Origin of the sequence: Ruminococcus sp. J1101004sp1_RTP21198st1_B9_RTP21198_201120 (assembly GCF_040924245.1) — a bacterium.
GTDB classification, from domain to species: domain Bacteria; phylum Bacillota; class Clostridia; order Lachnospirales; family Lachnospiraceae; genus Blautia_A; species Blautia_A faecis.
On the sequence record NZ_JBCOMI010000009.1, the window covers coordinates 126426 to 151175 of the forward strand.

Here is a 24750-nt window from a genome sequence, read left to right on the forward strand (position 1 = left end):
ATGTAGTTTCCCTTATTTTTGCCCTTATGAGATAATCACAAGGGAAATAAGGGAATTTTTTTTAATCATTGCCTACCACTTTATCAAGAAGCCGAACCGATTTTCGTTTCGCATCTCTTGTGGAGTGAGCATAGACATTCATTGTGGTACTTACATCTGAGTGTCCTAATAATTCCTGCACATCTTTTGGAGCAGCTCCATTTGCCAAAAGGTTGCTTGTATAGGTGTGACGTAACTGGTGGAAATGAAAGCCTTCAAATCCCTCTAATGTTTTTGCCACCTTTCTGCATACCGTCCCCAAAGTAGTCGGAAGTTCCAGACAACCATCCGGTCTTAAGCAGACGAAAGAAATTTCTTTATAATCTGCCGGGACTTCCTCTGTTCTGTCTAAGCAGTAATATTCGTAGTACACTCTGTTTTTCTCTTTGACCTCTTTGTAGTAGTTCGTGTGATAAAGTTCTCCGTACTGCATTCGATTTTTTAACTGCTCTTTCCGGGCATTGCGGAAAATCTCTACCAGCGTATCTCCAAAATCAACAATCCTCACTTTTTTCCGCTTGGTTGGTCCGATGATATATTTGCGCTTTGAGCCATCATATCGGATGCTGCGTCTTATGGTAAGGCATTGTTCTTCCAGATTTACGTCCTGCCATGCCAAACCACAGGCTTCTCCAATACGAAGCCCGGCATAATAGGCTATCTGGATTGGAAGTATTGCGGCTGGGTTCTTTTTTTGAAGATACGCAAGCAGTCTTTCATAATCTTCTCGTGAAATTGGTTGGATATTTCCGTCCATGTCCTCATCCGAAAACAAATCAACTTCGTCCGTCTGATACCGCAGTTTAATATACTGCATGGGATTGAACGTAATATACTGTTTTGGAAATACTGCAAAGCGGAAAGACTGCTGCATGACTGCGGAAAAAGAATGGATGTAATCTTTGCTGTAACCCTTTCTCTCTTTTCCATCGGGATGAACTCCCCCGAAGGAAAGCAAATCAAAGAAAGATTGCAAATGCTCAGAGGTTACATTTTTTAATTTCCGTTCTGCCAGCGGATGTTTCTTAATATTTCGGATTGTTCCGAGGTAATTCTCCACAGTACCATTGCTGAGCGTACCTGTTTTTAATTCCTCCTCTGCCCACACATCCAGAAGTTGTCCGACTGTGAGATTTTCCGCTTTGGCAACAAATTTCTTTTTCTCATAATCATCCATTGCCTGACGGAGCAGCTTTTCAGTTTCACTTTTGCTTTCTGTTCCAACGCATTCTTTCTGAACAAGATTGCCGCTTGCGTCCTCTACATAGAAGCGGTAGTACCATTTCTTTCCTTTTTTTCTTACAGATCCTTTTGCCATAATCGTATGTCTCCTTTCGATATTAGACAATCGGAACTGATGAAATGCTTCGTGCGTGTAAGTATATCATAACTCCGGTTGTCTTACTATACCGATTCGGAATCTTCGTATAAGACTTCTGATAAAAGATTTGCAAGCCTTTGTTCTGCTGTTTTTGGTTTCTTGGAATAGAGCCTTACAACGTCTGCCATCTCATTAAAAGCATTGATGGTAGGAGTGATTTCCCTTAAGAACATAATCTCATTATATTCATCATTCGATTCAAACCCTATTGTTTTGGCAATATCCGTCTGACCATCATTCCCCTTGAAGTTTTTGCAGGCGAACTGAAAGGAATCCAAAAACAGACCATATTGTTTTAACATCAGCAGTAATAAATCTTTTGAAAAAGCATCTTCTTCTTTGGTAAGGGCAAGCGGTAACTGTTCCAGAATATCTCCCATCGCATCACGAATCTGTAACTCTCTCTTATCCGTAATGTCGGTTTCATATTCATCTGTTTCCCCTTTGAGCCATTCCACAGATACATGAAGTGCTTCCGAAAGACCTTCCAGCACCATTTTTTTCGTATTGTCAATCGAACCATTCTCATAACGCAGGATTGTAGAAGCGGTAACCCCCATCTTTTCTGCGACATAAGGCTGTGTCAGATTCAATTCCAGACGGCGCTGTTTTATTCTGCTCCCTATCAGCTTGCGTAATTCTTTATCTTTCATGCTGACTGCCTCCTTTTTCGGTATGTATGAATTATAGCATTGTTTTTTCAAAATTGCAATATGCAATATAATATTTGCTTTTAATATTTCGTAACGCTTGACAAAAAGATGTGAAAAGGATATACTTACATCACAAGAATTGCATAATGCAATTTATAAGGAGGTGATTATATGACGCAAAGAAAAATTGCATTATCCATCGAAGAAGCTGCTGACTATACGGGAATCGGCAGAAACACCTTAAGACAGCTTGTAGAATGGAAGAAACTTCCAGTATTAAAGGTTGGTCGCAAAGTCCTGATTAAAACCGATATTCTGGAAATGTTTATGGAAGCGAATGAAGGTCGTGATTTGAGGGATAGAGGAAATGTAAAAGCCGTAACAAGAACTGCGGCAAATTAAAAAGGCGGCTTCCAAAGAAACCGCCAAAGGTTCTATCAGACCGAAGCCATGATATACCTACACGCAAGAAGATTATACCATGTGCTTCTTCTGATACGCAACCAAGAACTTATGTTTGCAAGAGAAAGGAGAATGTAATAATGGCAAAATCAACAAAAAGTTATGAAGAACGAATGCTTGAAATGGAAAAGAAAGAGCAGGAAAGCCTTGAAAAGGCGAAACGATATGCAGCACAGAAGAAAGAACTTCTGAAGCGAAAGAAAGCCGAAGAAAGTAAAAAACGAACCCATAGGCTCTGTCAGGTTGGCGGTGCGGTGGAATCCGTTCTTGGTTCGCCTATTGAGGAAGAAGACATCCCAAAGCTGATTGGTTTTCTGAAAAAGCAGGAAGCCAACGGGAAATTTTTCTCAAAGGCAATGCAGAAAGAAACAAATACCGATATGGAGGAAGTGTAATGGCGGAGGGGATGAGGTTTTCATTCCCTTCATTGCTTTTTTATGAAGGGCGCACTTATGGACAACCAGAGGTCGTCCCAATAAGTTTGCCACAAGTGGCAACCGGTCTGCGCTCACGCTTGCCGGGCTCGTTCCGTCGGCGGGGCTTTCAGCCAGACCTGCTCATGCCGCAGGAGGCACTCTTCGCCAGAGGGGCGCATTCCATGCAGGCTGCTATGCGCAGGGCACTCTTACGCAGAGGGCGTTCCGGCAATGCTGCTTTTCCTAAAACCGAAAGCAATGTCGCCGGAAATCTATGCCGGATGTGCAGAAAGGAGGCATCCAGACATGGCGATTTTTCATTACACAGTCAAAATAGTCGGACGTAGTAAAGGGAAATCTGTTATCTCCGCTTCCGCATATCTCAATGGGGATGTGATGAAAAATGAGGAAACCGGGCGAATCAGTTATTACACTTCTAAAAAAGAAGTGGTCTACACCAGTCTGATGATGTGCGAAAACGCACCTCCTGAATGGCAGATAGTACCAGAGGAAAATATAAAACGCTTTCAGAAATCTGTCCGATACAAAAAGTCAGCAGATAAAGAAGCTGCTTTAGAAAAATTTAAAATCACATTTCAGAAACAGAGGTTATGGAATGAGGTATTGAAGATTGAAAAAAGTGCGGATGCCCAATTTGGCAGGTCATTTGAATTTGCCCTTCCCAAAGAATGGAACAGACAGGAACAAATTCAATGTACAACTGACTATATCCAAAAAACTTTTGTAGATAGAGGAATGTGCGCTGATTGGAGTATCCACGATAAAGGGGATGGCAACCCCCATGTCCATCTGCTTCTGACTATGCGTCCTTTTAACCCGGATCATTCTTGGGGAAAGAAAGAAGTCAAGGATTGGGATTTTGTCAGAGATAAAAACGGAAATATCGTGATTGATGAATCCCATCCGAACTGGTGGCAGGATAAGAAAAACCCTGACCGTCATGGAATCCGTATCCCTGTATTAGACGAAAACGGAATTCAGAAGATTGGTGCAAGAAACCGCCTGCAATGGAAACGGGTGCTGACCGATGCTACTGGATGGAACAATCCAAAAAATTGTGAACTATGGCGGAGTGAGTGGGCAAAGGTGTGTAATGAACATCTTTCTTTGCATAATCAGGTCGATCACCGTTCTTATGAAAAACAGGGAAAACTCCAGATTCCTACCATCCATGAAGGTGCTGACGCAAGAAAGATTGAACAAAAGTTTCTTGTCGGGCAGGAAATAAAAGGTTCGTGGAAAGTAGCGGAAAATCAAATCATAAAACAACAAAACACGTTATTGCAAAAGATACTGGACACCTTTGGAAAAGTATCGGGTGCATTATCATTATGGAAGGAGCGATTAAATGACATTAGAAGAAAGCCGGGAAATTATACCCTTAATGGAGTCCATGATTGGGCAAATCGAAGAACAGCAGACCTTAATGACAGAAATGATTCTGGAAATGCAGAACCGGGACACCCAACTCTCTCTTATGCAGGAACAGAATCAGAAATTGCAAAAATTAAACAGCGAGTTATCCGAGCTGCTCAACATTTTGCCAAATACCGAGGAACTGCTTTCCAAGATGGAAGAACAGAAAACGAAGATAGAACTTTTGGAAAACGAAAATCAGCAATGGCAGAAATTGGCACAGAATCTGAACAGCGAAAACAGTTTATTGCTGAAACAGAACACCGAATTGCTGAACTGGAACAGCAAATAAGGAAAGGACGTGATATAGATGAACGAATCCAGAGAATCAAAGAACGCCGAACAGTTGGAAGAACTTCTGCTCTTGACCGAGGAGATACAAGAAGAACTGGAACAGAAAGACCAGCTTATCGTGGAACTGAAGACGCAGCTCAGCGAATCTCTGACCTTGAACGAGAAATTAAACAAAGAGAACAGAGCCGGGAATATTCAAGCATTAAAGAACGACTTGAAGCTGGCAGACAGAGCATTGCAGATCGAGAAAGAGAAGCTGCGAAGCGCAAACGTCACGATAGGGGAATGTCAAGATAAAATACGATGCTTAACACAACAACGGGATTATGCCCGGACACATCAGAAAATCGTAGAGATACCGGTAGAAAAGCCGGTACTCTATGAAAAATGTGAAGCCTGTGACCGGACAGCCTATCAGAATGAAAAAGCGAAATACGAAACACAAAAAGAGCGACTTGCAGGACAGTATAAAGCAAAAACGGTAATATTCCAAACAACCTTGTTCCTTCTTGCATGGTATTCGCTGACAACCACTCTTTTTCAGGCAGTACAGTCAGATGTGTTCCTTTCCGATTGTAAATCATTCTTCCATGATGCAGCGTCATTCATACAAACTTTTATCGGATGGACGATTGCTGCCGGACATTCTGCGGCACAGATTAGTACCAAAATTCCAAATGCGTTTATAGCCGAAATCATATATTGGTTATTGCTGATATTGGTTGTCGGAATATGCGTAGCAGGAACAGGGATACTGGTGATACTGATAGAAATAAAGGTTATAGAATTATATAAGAAAAACTGTTGGGATTTTATTACTCTACTGATGATACTGACAAGTGCTGCTGTCATCATTTATTTTGGAGAATCCATCAAAAAAACACTGTCAGTAAATCTTCTATTGCTTTTTGTACTTTCGCAAGGAGTATATGTTGGACTTAGATGTTATTTGAAAAATCAGTTAAATACCAAGCTATATTGATCAAAATATGATAAAAAACGTATAAAAGCAGGGGATAAAAACACACATCGTCCCCTGCTATTATATTATCCTTTTCCAATTTCTAGTAGGATATGCCTGTTTCATTATGCTTTTTTAAAAGCCTTAGTTTGAATGCTTTACTGTATTTCTTCCTAGACATAAATATGCTCCACATGGTACATAAAAAAGGACATGGCAATACCTCCTTGATACCACCGTATCCTTGAAAAAGGGCGACTTTAACACACCCTCCGTATTCTCATTTTTACAAAAGAAAACGGCGGTTTTGATTGTTATTTCAAAACCGCCGTTAAAATGGCATGAGAACTTTCTACTTCATAAGCGGTTTTTTTTCATGCTTATGAAGTAGAGAATTTTTACCTTATCGTAAATTCGCAAGATAAATTATATGTATCGTAATCCCAATCTCTTTCACTTTCAAAGAACGCAAATTGTTTAATCAAACGATAGTGTCCAGCAGGCAATTCTCCATAAAAACTTTTAACATCAATTTCTAATGTTAATCGTTCGTTAGGCTTAATAAAGCAATCCTTTTCATTGCTCTTTGAGGGGTCATCAAGCTGTTTAAGTTGATACCAAGTGCCGGATTGTTCAGCTTCTATTTCAAAATAATCTGGTGAATATTGGTATTCTTTATCAGAAGTATTTTCTATTAGAAATGAAAGGTGCTTTAAGTCTAAATCCTTTTCTGTACTCATTGAAATCTTCAAATCGCCCAAAGTGTCAAGCGCTTCTTCACTTCCATAAGGAGAAACCTCATATTCTTCGGAATAATCTTGTACTACATGATTATCACTGTCCTTTGCTTGACTACACCCAACAATACACACCAATAACAATAAGGTTAGAAACATACATATTATTTTTTTCATTTGTCCTTATCTCCTTTCTTTTAAATTTATAATAGCAATAAAATGTCTATTTTCAATCAACTTTCATTGCAATTTATTTTCACTGTAACACATGCTCCCCCTGCTTTATTATTAGCAATTTGGATATTTCCGCCATGTCTTTCACTTAAAATCTTACTAATATTCAGCCCTAACCCCAAATGTTCAGTAGCTATATCTTTCGATGATTTATAAAATGGTAATGTCGCCTTTTCAATATCAATATTTTTAAACCCGCAACCATCGTCTGAAACAGATATAACTAAATTATCATTCTCTATTACTACGCTAATAGCAATATCACTTTTTGCGTATCTAATACTATTAGAGAGTAAGTTTTCATAAATCTGCATGACTGTATCTAAATTGATAAACAAGGTTATATTATTACCGCTTGTAGTAATTGAAAAATGTTTGTCATAACAAAGTGCTTCTGCTGTGTTATTAAAATTATCAATAAGTGAATGAAATGTAATCTGTTGTCGTGGAATATCAATATCCTCTAACCTGTATAAGTTCGTCATAGCATTTACATATTTTTCAAGACGTGAAATATTTTTTGACATTACTGATATTTCATCTAATATTTCTTGTTGTGATACTAAGCCTTTGGGAATAAAGGAAAGCAGCATAGTAGCATGACCCTTTAGTAAAGTCAAAGGAGTGCGTAAGTCATGCGAAAAAGCAGCATTTAGACGGCGCTGTTCAGCAAATTGTCGAAACATAGTTTCATTATTTTTCGACAAACAGTCTTTCATTTTTTCAAAGGCATGACAAAGTTTCCCCATTTCATCATTTAATGGATATGATAACGTAAAATCTAAGTCATTTGCTTCAATTTTATGATACGCATTAGTTAATAGCTTAATAGGTTTCGATAATTTTTTTTTATAAAAAAATGTTACACAACATATCATACTAATAGATAATACGATAGGAATAATTGCAATATTTAATGAACCTAAAGCACTGTCAATAAGCCTATCCCGGTTTGTAAAATTAGGTAAAACTTCGATATATGAAACATGGTTCGGATAGACATATTCGTGTACTGGGCGTTCTTTTTGATAATCAACATTGAACTTGCATATCTCGTTTCCTTTCGTGTCAAATATTGTGTATTTTGTTTGGTCATTACTATAAGTGGCGGTAAATGAGCCATTTTCCGGTATATCATACCTCGTTGACAGATTTTCATACTTATAGTTTAAATTTATTCTGTATCTGTCAACCATTGAAATTAAAAGTATACAAATAATTATTCCAATCAACAACGAAAACAAAGCATAAAGAACAAAGGTCATTCTAATACTCATGCTATTTAACCGATTGAACAATCTGCTTCTCTTTAATTTTTCCATCTATATCCGCACCCCCAAACAGTTTCAATGTAAGGTCTATCGCCTAAAGATAAAAATTTTGCCCTAATACGTCTGATATGTTCTGTAACAACTGTATTATCACCAATGCCGTCTAATCCCCAAACTTTTTCATAAATAGTTTCCCGGTCAAAAACAATTCCTTTGTTTTGCGAAAGGAAAGATATTATATCAAATTCCTTTTTGGTAAAAGCCATATCCTTATTATGATAAAACACAATACGTGAGGAATAATCTATAACCATATCTTCATCAAATTGCACCTTTGAAGATATATTGTGTCTTTTTTCTCTGCGAAGATGTGCTGCAATGCGAGCTTCTAATTCATCAACAGAAAATGGTTTTATTACATAGTCGTCTGCGCCAATAGAAAATCCTTTTATTTTATCACTATCTTCAATGCGTGCTGTTAAAAAAATTATAGGGCATGAAACATAATCCCGTATCCTTTCGCAAACAGTAAATCCATCTATATCTGGCATATTGACATCTAACAAAATAATGTCAGGTTTTTTTTCTACTTCTTTTAATGCAGCATTTCCTGCTGTTGCAGTATATACCGTATATCCAAGTTTGCTGAAATAGCAATACAGCATTGATACAATTTCTTTTTCATCGTCTACAATTAAAATACTCTGCGCCATAAATATGCCTCCATTGTGAATATCTGATTTAAGATTATCAAACAAAAATCTATTTCTAATCAATTTCTTTAATTTTCGATGTCATTAGTTATTATATATGGCAATATGAGTTGTAGCAACCTTACTCTACATGTTTTATGCTCTATTACTATCCACACTATGATGTGTGTAATCATATCCCGAAAGCCATACCAAACAAAGCAGTCTATGGCAGATTTAGAAATAAGTCCTATGATTATTGAAAAATAAGAAAATATAAAAATTAGAGTGAAGTAATTATATTACAAAAATGAAAAACGGGAGATACACAGATATTGTGCTATCTCCCATATTGTTTTTAGTGTCATATCAAGGCTCATTTATTAGTGGTAAAATTAGCGTTTTTCTATATTTCTCAAAATGCTTGAAAGTAAAGTGTTCATATGGATAATCGAAAATCAGATATAAACTTTTGTTTAAATTGCCTATAATTCAAGTGAATCTTCTGCATCCACCCACATCTGTAAATTGCCATCAAGATATAATCTTGCATATTCCAAAGGCTCATCCACAGCCAATGAAGTAAGCGCACATTCTGATCCATATGTGGTTTTTAAATTTTTTTCAGCTTCCCAACAATTAATGCGAAGCATATATCCGGCACTTGTGTAAACATCAATACTATCGTGGTTTATGTTGTATTCTGCATAAATTGTTCTCATTGTATCTTATCTCCATTTTTTAATAATCATTTACAGAGTTAAATATCGAAAACATTTCATTCAGTTCACCATGTCGTTATTGTTATATGTTATACTATGTACGAATTTTTCTTTCCCTTAATTTTTCCCATATTAAGGTTCATGAAAACCAATGAGAGAATATAATACAAGGGAAAGAGTAAGGGAAAGTTCACTTGCTACAAACTTAGTATTTTCAAGGGTTTGTGAGGAATTTGATAATCAAATATAACAGTTATTAAATTTCCTAAAATAAGTGAAATATCAACTGAAAATTATAGAGCTATTTTTTATAGAAAATTAAGAGATGAAATCAGAGCTTTATGCTATAATCTATATAAATCCGGTGAAGCAGCTTCATACGACAGGGAAGCTGTTGAAAATTTCCGTAAAAAGAAGAAAAAGGATAGAACTGTTATGAAGCTAAAAACAAGAATCATTCTGGGATTCACCATGATCATTCTTATGCCTCTGCTTCTGTTTGCCGCCACTTTGTATGGATTCAGCCAGTCACAGGCGCAGAAAGCACAGGCAGTGACTGAGAGCGATGGAACAGTATATGATATTTCCATAACAGACTCAGCCGACAGTCAGGGCAGGGTACATGTAATGGCCAAGGATTTGTTTATCAGTGCGTTTGTAATCCTGATCTCCGTTGCTTTGGTAGTTGGTCTTTGGGTATATCGCAGCATTGCCGTTCCATTGGTTAAATTAAAAAAAGCGACGCAGAATATAAAAGAGGGCAACCTGGATTTCGTTCTGGATGTAGAAGGAAAAGACGAATTTTCTGAGCTCTGTCAGGATTTCGAGGAAATGCGCCGCCGTCTGAAAGAATCTACAGAAGAAAAAAGCCTTATAGAAAAAGAGAACAGAGAGCTGATCAGCAACATTTCCCATGATCTGAAAACTCCGATCACAGCAGTGAAAGGATATGTAGAGGGAATCATGGATGGAGTGGCAGATACCCCTGAGAAAATGGATCGCTATGTCCGCACCATCTACAACAAGACAAATGAGATGGATCATCTGATCAACGAGCTGACTTTTTATTCCAAAATCGATACCAACCGCATTCCTTATACTTTCAACAAACTAAATGTGGAAGATTATTTTGAAGATTGTTCAGAGGAAGTTGGTCTGGAACTTGAGACCAGGGGAATTGAGCTGGTTTATGCCAACTATGTGGAAAAAGATGTTATGGTAATTGCCGATGGGGAGCAGATCCGCCGTGTTATCCATAACATTATCAGCAACGCTATCAAATATATGGACAAGCCTAAAGGAATCATTCAGATCCGAATCAAGGATGTGGGTGATTTTATCCAGATTGAGATTGAGGACAATGGGAAAGGTATTGGCCCGAAGGATCTGCCTTATATTTTCGACCGTTTTTACCGTACAGATGTTTCACGAAATTCTTCCAAAGGCGGAAGCGGAATCGGTCTTTCCATTGTAAAGAAAATTCTGGAGGACCATGGGGGAAAGGTATGGGCCACAAGCCGTCTTGGAATCGGCACGATCATGTATTTTGTACTTAGAAAATACCAGGAGGTACCAATGAAATGAGCAGAATTCTGATCATTGAAGATGAAGAAGCAATTGCAGAGCTTGAGAAAGACTATCTGGAGCTCTCAGGATTTGAAGTTATAATCTGCAACAGAGGCGATCTGGGGCTTAATATGGCACTGAAAGAAGATTTTGACCTGATTATTCTGGATCTGATGCTGCCGGAGATAGACGGGTTTGAAATCTGCCGCCAGGTAAGAGAAGCTAAGAATACTCCGATCATTATGGTTTCCGCGAAGAAAGATGATATTGACAAGATCCGCGGTCTTGGACTTGGGGCTGACGATTACATGACCAAGCCATTTAGCCCAAGCGAGCTTGTTGCCAGAGTAAAGGCACATATGGATCGCTATAACCGTCTGATCGGTTCCACCACGCAGAAGAACGACATTATTGAGATTCGTGGAATCAAGATCGACAAGACTGCCCGCCGTGTCTGGGTAAATGGCGAGGAGAAAACTTTTACCACCAAGGAATTTGATCTGCTCACATTCCTGGCCCAGAATCCAAACAGAGTTTTTACAAAGGAAGAGCTTTTCAGGGAAATCTGGGATATGGAATCGGTAGGCGATATTGCCACAGTTACAGTCCATATCAAGAAAATCCGTGAGAAAATTGAGTATAATAATGCCAAGCCGCAGTATATCGAGACCATCTGGGGCGTGGGATACAGATTTAAAGTGTGATAATTTCTGATTACAAAATGGTTGCTGTGAATGATATTATTTTGCTCAGATACTGTTATGATATTATTTTAGAGCGTGTTTGAAAAAGATGACATAATTTCTGAGAAAATTGAGAGGTAAAATGAGAAGACTATATAAAGAATTGGAGAACTACGGCAAATCCGACTTCTATCCTTTCCACATGCCAGGTCACAAGCGGAATAAGGCGTGCATAGAGGGAGATTTTCCCATTGAACGTGATATTACGGAAATAGACGGATTCGACGATCTGCATCATTCTGAGGGAATTTTACTTGAAGCGCAGAATGCCTTATCCAGAATGTACGGCACCAGGAAAAGTTTTTTTAGTGTCAACGGAAGTACGGCAGGAATTCTTACTGCCATTTCCGCATCTGTGAAAAAGGGTGGACAGATTCTGGTGGCCAGAAACTGTCATAAGGCTGTTTACCACGCAATTTATCTCCGGGAACTGGTTCCCACATATATTTATCCACAATCTGATAACAATTTGGGGATAAATGGCTCAATTTCCGTATCCCGTGTGGAAAGATATCTTGAGGAAAATCCGAAAATCGAAGCAGTCCTTATTACATCGCCTACTTATGATGGGGTGGTTTCAGATGTGCGCAAGATTGCGGAAACTGCCCACAAACATGGAATTCCGCTGATCGTGGATGAAGCCCACGGTGCTCATTTCAGATTCTCTGACTATTTTCCTGTTTCAGCAACAGATCTGGGAGCAGATGTGGTGATCCAGAGCTTTCACAAAACATTGCCGGCCATGACACAGACCGCAGTGCTTCATCTGTGCAGTGAACGTGTAAGCGAGAAGCTGATTCGCAGATTTCTTGGAATTTACGAGACCAGCAGTCCGTCCTATATTCTCATGTCCAGTCTGGATGCCTGTGTGGCGAAGCTGGAAAAAGACAGCGGACGATTATTTGATGAATTTACGGAAAATCTGGAAGCCGCCCGCAGACAGCTTGGTCAGTGCAGGTATATACGTCTGTTACAGACACCGGAAGAGACAGGAGAAGAAAGTGATGTACAGGGCACAGAAGAACTGTTTGATTATGACCGCTCCAAGCTGATCCTGTCCACACTGCACAGCAGTTTAAATGGTTCGGAACTTGCGGGAATCCTTCGAAGAAAATATCATCTGGAAGTTGAGATGACTACAGAGAATTATGTGCTTGCACTGGCAGCAGTTGGAGACACCAGGGAAGGATTCCGGAGGCTTTGCAAAGCCATAGAAGAAATCGACAGGCAGGAAGCTGAACTGGCAGAGAAGAGCAGGAATATAACAGAGAAAATAGCTGTTGGAAATTCAGATTATGTACCGGAAGTGGAAAGACAGAATTGTATTAAATGTAATTCTGAAGATTGTGAAAGCTGTGACGAAAAGGATACCCGCAGCGGTGGCTTACGAAATGAAAAATATGCCTGCAAGTGTGGTCCTATGAAGCAGCTTATGTCCATTTCAAGGGCAATGGATGCCCCATCCCAGCCTTGTCTTCTGGAAGAAAGTGCAGGGAAAATTGCCGCAGAATTTGTATATCTTTATCCGCCGGGGATTCCCATTATTGTTCCAGGCGAACAGATTACTGGACTTTTTACAAGGAATGTGAGAAGATATATGGAGCAGGGTCTGAATATTCACGGTCTTTGCGGAGAAAATAACGAAACAATAAGCGTAGTAAAGGAGCAGGCAGAGGTGTAACCCCTGCCTGATACATTATGGGAAAAATATTTTACATTATGGGAAAAAGCGCGTCTGGTAAGGATCATATTTATGCCAGGCTGGCAGCACATGAGGGATTGGGACTTAAGAAGCTGGTTCTTTATACGACCCGTCCAATCCGTGCAGAGGAAGAGAATGGTAAACAGTACTATTTCGTGGATGATAAAAAGCTGGAAGAATTTCGAAGCAGCGGAAATCTGATCGAGGCCAGAGCTTATCATACAGTACATGGAATCTGGAACTATTTTACAGCAGATGACGGTCAGGTGGATTTGAAAAATTCTGACTATCTGGGAATCGGTACACTTGAATCTTATGTGAAAATGAGAGAATACTATGGAAAAGAGACTGTTTGCCCTGTTTATATCGAAGTGGAGGATGGAGAGCGTCTTGCAAGAGCATTGAAAAGAGAGCGTGGTCAGGAGATACCCCGCTATGAGGAAATGTGCAGAAGATTTCTTGCAGATCAGGAGGATTTTTCCGAAGAGAAAATTGCTGCTGCCGGGATTACGAGAAAATTCCAGAATGTTGATCTGGAGGAATGTGTAGAGGAAATTGCTGAATATATCAGACAGGCATAATGTGCATCGCGAAGCGTGTTGCTGGTCACGGAGTGCGCAGTAACATTTTTATTAATGTTCACTGGTAACGTTCCGCGAGGTGTTTTTTGTGAACAAAGTTCACAGAAAACCCGAGAATTGCGGCGCGAAATCATGCGAATGCATGATTTCTGTGCATCGCGAAGCGCGTTACTGGTCACGGAGTGAACAGTAACACATTTTTTGTTGATAAGTGAATAAATTCACAAAAAACTATAGCATGATTTTGTCGTACATGATAGAATTAAAGGGTAAATACATTTAGAGTGTATTTGTACAAAATAAGCTATGCAGGGTTGCAGAACGCAGCCTTTGACAATAGCGAAAATGATAGGGTGAGGTGATTCCGATGTTAGGGTTTAACGACATTATAGGACATGAAGAGATAATCAGACATTTGAAGAATGCCATACAGACAGAGAAAGTGTCCCATTCGTATATTTTTACAGGTGACCCTGGTTCTGGAAAGAAATTGCTGGCAGGAACCTATGCGATGACATTGCAGTGTGAAGAGGGCGGTACGGAGCCTTGCGGACATTGTGATTCCTGCAAGAAAGCGATTGGTAAGAATCACCCGGATATTATTATGGTGACCCATGAGAAGCCAAATGTGATTACAATTGACGAAATCAGGGAACAGATTATCAATGATGTGGATATTAAGCCATACTGCAGCCCATACAAGGTTTATATTGTGGCAAATGCAGAGCTGATGAATCCCCAGGCACAGAATGCTCTTCTGAAGACCATTGAAGAGCCGCCGGAATATGCAGTTATCATGCTTCTCACAAGCAATATTGATGCTCTGCTGCCGACCATTCGTTCCAGATGTGTACGTCTGGATCTGAAGGTTGTAGATGACGGTCTGGTAAAGAAGTACCTGATGGAACATCTCCATATACCGGATTATCAGGCTGAGATCGATGCTTCCTATGCTCATGGCAGTATTGGCAGAGCGAAACAGGTAGCTACTTCCCAGGAGTTTGCAGATATGACCCAGAATGCACTCCGCATCCTGAAGAATGCAGACGGAATGGAAGTATATGAGCTTACAGAAGCAATCAAGGAGCTTTCCAATGACAAGCAGAACATCAGTGACTATCTGGATCTTTTCCAGTTCTGGTTCCGTGATGTACTGATGTTTAAGGCTACACGGGAAGTTGATAATCTTGTATTTAAGCAGGAAATAAATTATATAAGGGAACAGGCAAGCCAGCGTTCCTATGAGAACCTGGAGAAGATTCTGGATGCACTGGAGAAAACAAAAGTACGTCTTCGTGCCAATGTAAATACAGAACTTGCTCTTGAGCTTCTGTTCCTTACAATCAGGGAGAAATAGAATGGCAAAAGTAGTAGGCGTAAGATTTCGGAATGTAGGTAAGATCTATTACTTCAATCCGAAGAACTATAAAGTGAAACCGGGCGATCATGTAATTGTGGAGACTGCCCGCGGTGTTGAGTATGGAAAGGTGGTGCTTGCACCTAAGGATGTGGTGGATGACCAGGTGGTACATCCTTTGAAGGAAGTGCTTCGTGTGGCTACCAAAGACGATGATGAAAGAGAGAAGTATAACAGGGAGCGTGAGAGGGACGCTTTCAAGATCTGCCAGAAGAAGATTCGCGAGCATGGACTTGAGATGAAGCTGATTGACGCAGAGTATACTTTTGATAACAATAAAGTGTTGTTTTACTTTACAGCAGACGGCAGAATTGATTTTCGCCAGCTGGTAAAGGATCTTGCATCTATTTTTAAGACAAGAATTGAACTTCGCCAGATTGGTGTAAGAGATGAAACAAAAATTCTTGGAGGAATCGGTATCTGCGGCAGATGTCTCTGCTGTCATACTTATCTTTCCGAGTTTGCACCTGTATCCATCCGAATGGCCAAGGAACAGAATCTCTCTCTGAACCAGACGAAGATTTCAGGTGTATGCGGAAGACTGATGTGCTGTCTGAAGAATGAGCAGGAGACCTATGAGGAGCTGAATCGCAGACTTCCGGGAATCGGAGATACGGTAACTACTCCAGACGGAATCCAGGGCAATGTACAGAGTGTAAATGTACTCCGCCAGCTTGTAAAGGTAGTAGTAGAAATTGGTGATGAGAAAGAAATTCAGGAATTCCCTGTAGGCGAACTGAAATTCCGTTCCAGAAAAAAGAAAGTAAAAGTCTCTGAACAGGAATTAAAGGAACTGAAGGATCTTGAAGATAAAAAGGGAGATTCCAAATTAGATGATTAATGATCTTGTGAAGGAGAATGAGCGGATAGATGATCTGCAGAATGGCTATTATATCATTCAGGATCCCCGGAAATTCTGCTTCGGTATGGACGCTGTTCTTTTATCTGGGTTTGCCAGAGTGAAGAAGGGAGAGAAGGTTCTCGATATGGGAACGGGAACTGGTATTATTCCGGTACTCCTTGCTTCCAAGACTGTGGGAGAGCATTTCACAGGTCTGGAAATCCAGGAAGAGTGTGCTGAAATGGCAGCAAGAAGTGTGAAATACAATAACCTGGAGGACAGGGTCAGTATCAGACAAGGTGATATTAAGGAGGCTGTCAGTATTTTCGGGGCAGCTTCTTTTCATGTTGTCACCTGCAATCCGCCCTATATGATCGGGCAGCATGGACTGACCAATCCGCATATGCCAAAGGCAATCGCCCGACATGAGATCCTTTGTACTCTTGAGGATGTGGTAAGCCAGGCTTCGAAGCTTCTTGGAGACAGAGGACGTTTTTACATGGTACACAGACCGTTCAGACTGACAGAAATTATGCAGGTTTTGACGAAATATAAGCTGGAGCCTAAGCGTATGCAGCTTGTTTATCCATACATTGACAGGGAGCCTAATATGGTGCTCATAGAAGCCCTGAAAGGCGGCAATTCCCGGATTACTGTGGAAAGACCGCTGATCGTGTATGAGAAGCCGGGAGTTTATACGAAGGAAATTCTGGAAATGTACGATATGATTTAAAAAGATCGCAAATAAAAAATGAAAAACAGATGATTGCAGAAGGGAGAAAAATATGAGTGGTAAATTATATCTATGTGCCACGCCAATCGGAAATCTGGAGGATATTACGCTTCGCGTGCTCCGTGTTCTGAAGGAAGTGGATCTGATCGCTGCGGAAGACACCCGCAACAGTATCAAGCTTCTCAATCATTTTGACATAAAAACTCCAATGACCAGTTACCATGAGTACAACAAAGTGGAGAAAGCCTACACCCTCATTGAGAAAATGCAGGAGGGTCTGAATGTGGCTCTGATCACAGATGCGGGAACACCTGGAATTTCTGACCCAGGGGAAGTATTGGCTGCTATGTGTTACGATGCCGGAATTGAAGTAACTTCGCTTCCAGGCCCGGCAGCATGCATCACGGCTCTTACCCTGTCCGGACTTTCCACCCGCAGATTTGCATTCGAGGCCTTTTTACCTCCGGATAAAAAAGAGAGGAAAGCCATTCTGGAAGAGTTGAAAAACGAAACCCGCACCATCATCCTTTATGAGGCACCCCATCACTTGGTTGGTACCCTGCAGGAATTGTACCAGGCTCTTGGAAACCGCAGAATGACTCTTTGCCGTGAGCTTACCAAGAAGTATGAAACGGCATTTCGGACAACAATCGAAGATCTGATTGCTTTTTACAAAGATCAGAAGCCCCTTGGAGAGTGTGTCCTGGTGATCGAGGGCAGAAGCCGAAAGGAAATGGAACAGGAGTCACAGGAATCCTGGAGAGACATCTCCATTGAGGAACATATGGCGATTTATGAGAATCAGGGGATCGCACGCAAAGAGGCAATGAAGATGGTTGCAAAGGATCGAGGTGTGACAAAAAGAGATATTTACCAGGCGCTTTTGCTGCAAAAATAGAGAAGAAACTGTTCTGGCAGGTGTTATTCCTGACAAGCAGACATATAGGGGGAGATAAGGCGTATTTTTGACGGATATCCGTTGAAAATACGCCGTTTTTTTTACATCTTGAAATGGCTTTTAACTGGCAAAAACGGGGATTTTGTGCTATAATAAATCTGTATTTTTATGCGCAAAAACAGGAATGAGATCTGGCAGCAGAAATGAGCCGTAAATTCCTGTAACTTTTTAATAGATCATAACAGGAGGAATATCATGGGCGAAACAAATACAGAATACGGAGCGGACCAAATCCAGATTCTGGAGGGTCTGGAAGCCGTACGTAAGAGACCTGGTATGTACATTGGAAGTACATCCAGCCGTGGTCTCCATCATCTTGTATACGAAATCGTGGACAATGCCGTAGATGAGGCACTGGCTGGTTACTGTACAGAAATAAATGTAGCGATCAATCCTGATAACTCCATCACAGTTGTAGATAATGGACGAGGCATTCCGGTAGGAATCAATCATAAAGCCGGCATTCCAGCTGTAGAGGTGGTATTTACCATTCTTCATGCCGGCGGTAAGTTTGGCGGTGGAGGATACAAGGTATCAGGAGGTCTTCACGGAGTAGGTGCATCCGTTGTTAATGCACTTTCTGAATGGCTTGAAGTATCAATCTGCAGAGATGGAAAGAGATATGAGCAGCGTTACGAGCGTGGTAAGACAATGTATCCGCTTAAGGAAGTTGGAGAATGTGGTGATTCTACCGGAACTACTGTTACTTTCCTCCCGGACAAGCAGATATTCGAGGAGACTGTATACGATTACGATATCCTGAAACAGCGTCTCCGTGAAATGGCTTTTCTTACCAAAGGTCTGAAGATCATTCTTACTGACAAGCGGGAAGGTATGGAAAGGGAGAAAACTTTCCACTATGAAGGTGGTATCCGTGAATTTGTAACTTATCTGAACAGAAGTAAAGAAGCTCTTTATCCGGAGATCATTTACTGCGAGGGTGAGAAGGACGGTGTGGCGGTTGAAGTTGCCATGCAGCACAATGATTCTTATACAGAGAATACTTACGGATTTGTAAACAATATTAATACTCCTGAAGGCGGTACCCATATTACTGGTTTCAGAAATGCCATTACAAACACATTTAACGATTACGCCAGAAAGAATAAGCTTCTCAAGGACAGCGAGCCAAACCTTTCCGGTGATGATATCCGAGAAGGCCTGACAGCCATTGTCAGCGTTAAAATTGGCAATCCGCAGTTTGAAGGCCAGACGAAGCAGAAACTTGGCAACAGTGAGGCCAGAGGAGCTGTAGACAGTGTTGTAAGCAAACAGCTGGAGATTTTTCTGGAACAGAATCCTGCTGTAGCCAAGGCAACTGTAGAGAAGTCTGTACTTGCCCAGAGAGCCAGAGAGGCAGCGCGTAAGGCCCGAGATCTTACCAGAAGGAAGTCTGCCCTTGACAGTATGTCCCTTCCAGGCAAGCTTGCCGATTGCTCGGACAAGAATCCGGAGAATTGCGAAATCTATATCGTAGAGGGTGATTCCGCGGGTGGCTCTGCGAAGACAGCTCGTAACCGTGCTACACAGGCTATCCTTCCTCTTCGTGGAAAAATACTGAACGTAGAGAAAGCCCGTCTGGACAAGATTTATGCAAACAAAGAGATCAAGGCTATGATCACAGCCTTTGGCACCGGTATTCATGATGATTTCGATATTTCCAAACTGAGATATCACAAGATCATCATTATGACTGATGCCGATGTTGACGGTGCCCACATTGCCACACTGCTTCTTACATTCCTGTACAGATTTATGCCGGAACTGATCAAGCAGGGCTATGTATATCTGGCACAGCCGCCGCTGTACAAGATCGAGAAGAACAAGAAGGTATGGTACGCTTACGATGACGATGAGCTGAACGCCATCCTTACAGAGATAGGACGAGACTCCAACAATAAGATCCAGCGTTACAAAGGTCTGGGAGAGATGGATGCAGAGCAGCTTTGGGAGACTACCATGGATCCGGAGAAGCGTATTCTTCTCCGCGTTACAATGGATGAGGCAGCTACCTCCGAAATTGACCTTGTATTTACCACACTTATGGGTGACAAGGTAGAACCAAGACGTGAATTTATCGAAGAGAATGCACGCTTTGTAAAGAATCTGGATATCTAGGGGAGATAGAACAATATGGATGACAAGATTTTTGACCAGGTCCATGATGTGGATCTGGAGAAAACCATGAAAGAATCTTACATCGAATATGCTATGAGCGTTATTGCTTCAAGAGCGCTTCCTGATGTAAGAGATGGTTTGAAACCGGTACAGCGTAGAGTGCTGTATTCTATGATCGAATTGAACAACGGTCCGGATAAGCCACATCGTAAATGTGCCCGTATCGTTGGTGATACCATGGGTAAGTATCATCCTCATGGTGACAGCTCTATTTACGGAGCACTTGTAAATATGGCACAGGACTGGTCTTTCCGCTATACTCTTGTTGACGGACATGGAAACTTCGGTTCTGTTGACGGCGACGGCGCAGCTGCTATGCGATACACTGAGGCCCGCCTGAGCAAAATTTCCATGGAGATGCTTGCTGACATTAATAAAGATACTGTAGACTTCCAGCCAAACTTTGATGAAACTGAGAGAGAGCCAAAGGTGCTTCCTTCCAGGTTCCCGAACCTGCTGGTCAATGGTACTACAGGTATTGCTGTTGGTATGGCTACCAATATTCCGCCTCACAATCTTCGTGAGGTTATTAATGCTGTTGTAAAAATTATTGACAATACCATCGAGGAGCAGAGAGAAACCACAATTGAAGAGCTTCTTGACGTTGTAAAAGGCCCAGATTTCCCTACAGGAGCCACTATTCTCGGAAGAAGGGGAATCGAGGAGGCATACCGCACAGGCCGCGGCAAGATCCGTGTACGTGCAGTATCAAATATTGAGACCTTACCAAATGGAAAATCACGTATTATCGTTACGGAGCTTCCATATCTGGTAAATAAAGCCCGGCTGATCGAGAAGATCGCAGAGCTTGTCCGTGATAAAAAGATTGATGGAATTACCGACCTGAATGATCATTCCAGCCGTGAGGGAATGCGTATTTGTATTGACCTTCGTAAAGATGCCAATGCAAATGTTGTTCTGAATCAGTTGTACAAGCATACCCAGCTGCAGGATACTTTTGGCGTTATCATGCTTTGTGTGGTACCTCAGGGAGACAGTCTTGTACCAAAGGTACTGAATCTGAAAGAGCTTCTGGAGCATTATCTGGCTCATCAGGAGGACGTTGTTACCAGAAGAACCAAATATGATCTGAATAAAGCGCAGGAACGTGCCCACATTTTGGAAGGCTTGCTGAAAGCCCTGGATAATATCGACGAAGTTATCAGGATCATTCGTGCTGCCCGCAACGTTCAGATTGCGAAGCAGGAATTGATGGACAGATTCGAACTGACGGATGTGCAGGCTCAGGCTATTGTAGATATGCGTCTGAGAGCTCTCACCGGTTTGGAAAGAGAGAAGCTGGAAGCAGAATATGCAGAATTAGAGGAGAAAATCCGCAAATTCCTGGCAATTCTTGCAGACAGAAATCTCCTTCTTCGTGTTGTAAGGGAAGAAATCCTTGCAATCGCTGACAAATACGGCGATGAGAGAAGAACTGCCATCGGATATGATGTCTATGATCTTTCCACAGAGGATCTGATTCCAAGGGAAAATACTGTCATTACTATGACAAAACTTGGTTATATCAAGAGAATGACTGTAGATAATTTCCGCAGCCAGAACAGAGGTGGACGTGGAATCAAGGGAATGCAGACCATCGATGACGATTACATTGAAGAACTGCTTATGACTACTACTCACCATTATCTGATGTTCTTTACCAATACAGGACGTGTATACAGGCTGAAAGCATACGAGATCCCTGAGGCAGGAAGAACTGCAAGAGGTACTGCAATTGTCAATCTTCTGCAGCTTATGCCAGGTGAGCGCATTACATCTGTTATTCCTATGCGTAAATTCGAAGAAGGCAAGTATCTGGTTATGGCAACTAAGGCTGGTCTTGTGAAGAAGACACCTATGGAAGAATATGCAAATGTACGTAAGACAGGTCTTGTGGCAATCACACTTCGTGATGATGATGAGCTTATTGAAGTTAAGGCTACAGACGATACAAAAGATATTATGCTTGTAACGAAAGACGGTATGTGCATCCGTTTCAAGGAGACTGATGTAAGAAGTACCGGAAGAAGCTCCATGGGTGTTCGTGGTATGAATCTTGATCCTGGAGATGAGGTTGTGGCAATGCAGCTGAATTCTCAGGGAGATTACCTGCTTGTAGTATCTGAAAATGGTATGGGCAAACGTACAGCTATGAGTGAATTTACCTGCCAGAACCGTGGAGGTAAGGGTGTGAAGTGTTACAAGATCACCGAGAAAACCGGTAATGTGATTGGTGCTAAAGCTGTCAATGAAGAAAACGAGATTATGATGATCACTACAGAAGGAATCATTATTCGTATTACCTGTGCCGGAATTTCTATTCTTGGAAGAATCACTTCCGGAGTGAAGCTGATCAATCTGGATGAGGGTGTAACAGTGGCAAGTCTTGCCAAGGTTCGCGAGAAAGCAGAGGGAAATACGGAGAACGGCAGCAGTGAGGAGCCGACTGAGGAGACTGAGGAAGTTTTTGAAGAAGAGGATTCACAGGATACAAATGATGCAGAATAAAGGAATCTGTGAAGTATGAAAAAAAGAACCAGAATTTTAATCCTGGGTATTGCCATGATGTTTATCATGGCAATGTCCGGATGCGGCGTAAATCATAAATCGCCGGAGGGAGTAGTGGAAGCCCTCATAAAGAATTATGTAAGCGGAAGTGAGAAGAAGGTGAAGCAGTGTTATTCTCAGGAAAAGGATACCAATGAACTTCTACAGAATGAGATTGATGCTACTTTAAAATATTTTGCTGCTCATAATCCAACAAAAGTAAAGGTGGAACAGTGCGATATTCTTTCCGAAAACGGTGACTATACTTACGTGTACATTATTTACAATCTGGTATTGGAAAATGACCAGGAGTATCCATGCGTAGGAACCTATATGACGGAGAAAAAAGATGGTAAATACTATGTAATGTCACCTTCCGAGATCACAGATGATCTGCGGAATCAGGCTGCGGATGACTATGCCAAGTTTATGACTGCAGATTCTTATAAGACTTATACGAAAGCATACAATGTATTTATCAAAAAGAACCCGGGGTATGAGGAGAAAATTGCAAATAAGCTGGATGCAGAGTAGAAGGGAGGCTGCTGCAGGATGATTGAATCTTGCAGTGGCCCTTTTTCATATCGTGATTTGATATGGAACCGAAAAATATTTTTATCGCACTGAGGAGTTTTGCATAGAGGAAAGGAGCTTGGAAATGAAAAGAATCATTGTAATGGTACTGAAGAATATTATATTCGTACCATATTATTGGATTATGCTGAACTGGTATGCTGCGCATGTGGATAAATACACAGAGGAACAGCGCTATGCCATGTTGAAAAAAATTGACCATGCAGCTAATCGTGGAGGAAATCTTCATATAGACGGTCATGGAGTAGAAAATATACCTTCGCAAAATGGATTTATGTTTTATCCGAATCATCAGGGATTATATGACGTGCTTGCCATAATGGAGGTCTGCCCGGTACCTTTTTCAGTAGTTGCAAAGAAGGAAGTTGGAAATGTACCGTTTTTGAAGCAGGTATTTTCATGTATGAAAGCATTTTTGATTGACAGGGAAGATATTAAACAATCTATGCAGGTGATCATTAATGTAACGAAAGAAGTAAAAGCAGGAAGAAATTATCTTATTTTTGCAGAAGGGACCAGAAGCAAAAATGGAAATCATCCTCAGGAATTTAAAGGCGGAAGTTTTAAGGCTGCTATGAAAGCAAAATGTCCGATTGTACCGGTTGCATTGATTGATTCTTATAAAGCATTTGATACCGGTTCTGCAAAAATGCTGAATGTTCAGGTGCATTTTCTGAAGCCCATGGAATATGAAGAATATAAAGATATGAAATCAACTGAGATTGCCGCAGAGGTAAAAAGAAGAATTGAAGAGACTATCCGGGCGAATGAAAATAGTAACTGTTCACTTCGTAACCAGTAACCGCTTCGCGATGCACAGAAATCATGCATTCGCATAATTTCGCACCGAAATTCGTATAAAAAAATAAAAAACTTAAAAAAGATGTTGACAAGAAGTGATCTTTTAAGTATAATAACAAATGCGCTACAAAAGATGCGCAACTCCACAATTTAACATTGGTTAAGTAGTTCGGAGACTGGAGAAGTACTCAAGAGGCCGAAGAGGTGCCCCTGCTAAGGGTATAGGTCGTTAACGCGGCGCGAGGGTTCAAATCCCTCCTTCTCCGTTTTTTAATTTTTTTAGATTTTAAATTTGAAAAAATTAAAAAAGTGGTTGACAAAGCTTCCTACTTGTGATAAAGTAGACAAGTCGTCAACAAAGACAAAAAACTTCATCGAAAAAAGTTTTGAAAAAACTTAAAAAGTTCTTGACAAACAAAACAAGATGAGGTAAAATAAACAAGCTGTCGCAAAGAAATGACAGCGAAACAACCTTGATAACTAAACAGTGAAACACATATGATTCTCGAAAATTCTTAACGAATCATCATTCAAATGAATGAACTTTTTATAACAGTAATGACGAGAGATAACTAAGCTAGTTGGTTGTCTTGAGTGAATCAAACATTTTATCAGAGAGTTTGATCCTGGCTCAGGATGAACGCTGGCGGCGTGCTTAACACATGCAAGTCGAACGGGAAATACTTTATTGAAACTTCGGTCGATTTAATTTATTTCTAGTGGCGGACGGGTGAGTAACGCGTGGGTAACCTGCCTTATACTGGGGGATAACAGCCAGAAATGACTGCTA

The 24750-nt window shown here is 40.9% G+C and carries 22 protein-coding genes, 1 tRNA gene, 1 rRNA gene and 1 pseudogene; 19 read left to right on the forward strand and 6 right to left on the reverse strand.

The annotated features are described in order from the left end of the window. Positions 1 to 61: 61 nt before the first annotated feature. On the reverse strand, positions 62 to 1357 hold the full coding sequence (locus tag AB5618_RS08100) for a tyrosine-type recombinase/integrase (protein ID WP_008400148.1): 1296 nt from the start codon (positions 1355 to 1357) through the stop codon (positions 62 to 64). Positions 1358 to 1443: 86 nt separating this feature from the next. Next, positions 1444 to 2073 carry a helix-turn-helix domain-containing protein gene (locus AB5618_RS08105; protein ID WP_008400149.1) on the reverse strand — a complete coding sequence of 210 codons (630 nt, stop codon included), beginning with the start codon at positions 2071 to 2073 and terminating at the stop codon, positions 1444 to 1446. A gap of 171 nt (positions 2074 to 2244) precedes the next feature. On the opposite strand from AB5618_RS08105, the gene AB5618_RS08110 reads away from it, so the two are divergent. The 5 genes and pseudogenes from AB5618_RS08110 (at position 2245) to AB5618_RS08130 (ending at position 5664) form a co-directional block, all read left to right on the forward strand. Continuing rightward, positions 2245 to 2475, forward strand: coding sequence for a helix-turn-helix domain-containing protein (locus AB5618_RS08110; protein ID WP_004843519.1), 231 nt, complete (start codon positions 2245 to 2247; stop codon positions 2473 to 2475). Positions 2476 to 2615: 140 nt separating this feature from the next. Further along, on the forward strand, positions 2616 to 2930 hold the full coding sequence (locus AB5618_RS08115) for a hypothetical protein (protein ID WP_005337289.1): 315 nt from the start codon (positions 2616 to 2618) through the stop codon (positions 2928 to 2930). Continuing rightward, positions 2930 to 3288, forward strand: a pseudogene (locus AB5618_RS08120) (hypothetical protein). Before AB5618_RS08115 ends, AB5618_RS08120 begins: the two are co-directional and overlap by 1 nt. Continuing rightward, a complete protein-coding gene (locus AB5618_RS08125; RefSeq protein WP_368366654.1) occupies positions 3258 to 4979 on the forward strand; it encodes a MobA/MobL family protein in 1722 nt (573 codons plus the stop codon). The pseudogene AB5618_RS08120 and the gene AB5618_RS08125 overlap by 31 nt, the downstream one beginning before the upstream one ends. Continuing rightward, the gene (locus AB5618_RS08130) at positions 4918 to 5664 is read left to right on the forward strand and encodes a DUF6040 family protein (RefSeq protein ID WP_008400155.1); all 747 of its coding nucleotides are present in this window, start codon (positions 4918 to 4920) and stop codon (positions 5662 to 5664) included. Before AB5618_RS08125 ends, AB5618_RS08130 begins: the two co-directional genes overlap by 62 nt. 377 nt (positions 5665 to 6041) lie before the next feature. Here AB5618_RS08130 and AB5618_RS08135 read toward each other — a convergent pair whose 3' ends face one another. The 4 genes from AB5618_RS08135 to AB5618_RS08150 all read right to left on the reverse strand — a co-directional run bounded on the left by AB5618_RS08135 (position 6042) and on the right by AB5618_RS08150 (position 9299). Continuing rightward, positions 6042 to 6557, reverse strand: a complete 516-nt coding sequence (locus AB5618_RS08135) for an immunoglobulin-like domain-containing protein (RefSeq protein WP_008400157.1) — start codon at positions 6555 to 6557, stop codon at positions 6042 to 6044. A gap of 56 nt (positions 6558 to 6613) precedes the next feature. Continuing rightward, positions 6614 to 7936, reverse strand: a complete 1323-nt coding sequence (locus AB5618_RS08140; RefSeq protein WP_055156874.1) for a HAMP domain-containing sensor histidine kinase — start codon at positions 7934 to 7936, stop codon at positions 6614 to 6616. Further along, positions 7924 to 8598 carry a response regulator transcription factor gene (locus AB5618_RS08145; protein ID WP_044944580.1) on the reverse strand — a complete coding sequence of 225 codons (675 nt, stop codon included), beginning with the start codon at positions 8596 to 8598 and terminating at the stop codon, positions 7924 to 7926. Before AB5618_RS08145 ends, AB5618_RS08140 begins: the two co-directional genes overlap by 13 nt. Before the next feature lie 464 nt (positions 8599 to 9062). Continuing rightward, entirely contained in the window at positions 9063 to 9299 is a 237-nt protein-coding gene (locus tag AB5618_RS08150; RefSeq protein WP_008400163.1) for a DUF6061 family protein, read from the reverse strand. A gap of 435 nt (positions 9300 to 9734) precedes the next feature. On the opposite strand from AB5618_RS08150, the gene AB5618_RS08155 reads away from it, so the two are divergent. The 14 genes from AB5618_RS08155 to AB5618_RS08220 form a co-directional block, all read left to right on the forward strand. Beyond that, a complete protein-coding gene (locus tag AB5618_RS08155) occupies positions 9735 to 10883 on the forward strand; it encodes a cell wall metabolism sensor histidine kinase WalK (protein WP_173770013.1) in 1149 nt (382 codons plus the stop codon). Then, entirely contained in the window at positions 10880 to 11569 is a 690-nt protein-coding gene (locus AB5618_RS08160; protein WP_118580859.1) for a response regulator transcription factor, read from the forward strand. The genes AB5618_RS08155 and AB5618_RS08160 overlap by 4 nt, the downstream gene beginning before the upstream one ends. Positions 11570 to 11690: 121 nt before the next feature. After that, on the forward strand, positions 11691 to 13289 hold the full coding sequence (locus AB5618_RS08165) for an aminotransferase class I/II-fold pyridoxal phosphate-dependent enzyme (RefSeq protein ID WP_173718501.1): 1599 nt from the start codon (positions 11691 to 11693) through the stop codon (positions 13287 to 13289). Positions 13290 to 13306: 17 nt separating this feature from the next. Continuing rightward, entirely contained in the window at positions 13307 to 13891 is a 585-nt protein-coding gene (locus AB5618_RS08170) for a guanylate kinase (protein ID WP_173718502.1), read from the forward strand. A 367-nt stretch (positions 13892 to 14258) separates the two neighbouring features. Continuing rightward, positions 14259 to 15248 carry a DNA polymerase III subunit delta' gene (holB, locus tag AB5618_RS08175; RefSeq protein WP_195392123.1) on the forward strand — a complete coding sequence of 330 codons (990 nt, stop codon included), beginning with the start codon at positions 14259 to 14261 and terminating at the stop codon, positions 15246 to 15248. Between the two features lies 1 nt (position 15249). Further along, the gene (locus AB5618_RS08180; protein WP_118580868.1) at positions 15250 to 16149 is read left to right on the forward strand and encodes a stage 0 sporulation family protein; all 900 of its coding nucleotides are present in this window, start codon (positions 15250 to 15252) and stop codon (positions 16147 to 16149) included. Beyond that, positions 16142 to 16882: a tRNA1(Val) (adenine(37)-N6)-methyltransferase gene (locus tag AB5618_RS08185; protein WP_148463035.1), complete on the forward strand. Its 741-nt coding sequence runs from the start codon at positions 16142 to 16144 to the stop codon at positions 16880 to 16882. Before AB5618_RS08180 ends, AB5618_RS08185 begins: the two co-directional genes overlap by 8 nt. A 52-nt stretch (positions 16883 to 16934) precedes the next feature. Beyond that, positions 16935 to 17780 carry a 16S rRNA (cytidine(1402)-2'-O)-methyltransferase gene (gene rsmI, locus AB5618_RS08190; protein WP_118580874.1) on the forward strand — a complete coding sequence of 282 codons (846 nt, stop codon included), beginning with the start codon at positions 16935 to 16937 and terminating at the stop codon, positions 17778 to 17780. 255 nt (positions 17781 to 18035) lie between these two features. Further along, positions 18036 to 19958: a DNA topoisomerase (ATP-hydrolyzing) subunit B gene (gene gyrB / locus AB5618_RS08195; RefSeq protein WP_148463034.1), complete on the forward strand. Its 1923-nt coding sequence runs from the start codon at positions 18036 to 18038 to the stop codon at positions 19956 to 19958. 15 nt (positions 19959 to 19973) lie between these two features. Continuing rightward, the gene (gyrA, locus tag AB5618_RS08200) at positions 19974 to 22526 is read left to right on the forward strand and encodes a DNA gyrase subunit A (RefSeq protein WP_173716663.1); all 2553 of its coding nucleotides are present in this window, start codon (positions 19974 to 19976) and stop codon (positions 22524 to 22526) included. Between the two features lie 15 nt (positions 22527 to 22541). Continuing rightward, a complete protein-coding gene (locus AB5618_RS08205; RefSeq protein WP_173716664.1) occupies positions 22542 to 23099 on the forward strand; it encodes a hypothetical protein in 558 nt (185 codons plus the stop codon). Between the two features lie 124 nt (positions 23100 to 23223). Then, positions 23224 to 23961, forward strand: a complete 738-nt coding sequence (locus tag AB5618_RS08210; RefSeq protein ID WP_148463031.1) for a 1-acyl-sn-glycerol-3-phosphate acyltransferase — start codon at positions 23224 to 23226, stop codon at positions 23959 to 23961. A 177-nt stretch (positions 23962 to 24138) separates the two neighbouring features. After that, positions 24139 to 24226, forward strand: a tRNA-Ser gene (locus AB5618_RS08215). A gap of 342 nt (positions 24227 to 24568) precedes the next feature. Beyond that, positions 24569 to 24750, forward strand: a 16S ribosomal RNA gene (locus AB5618_RS08220); the annotation flags it as partial.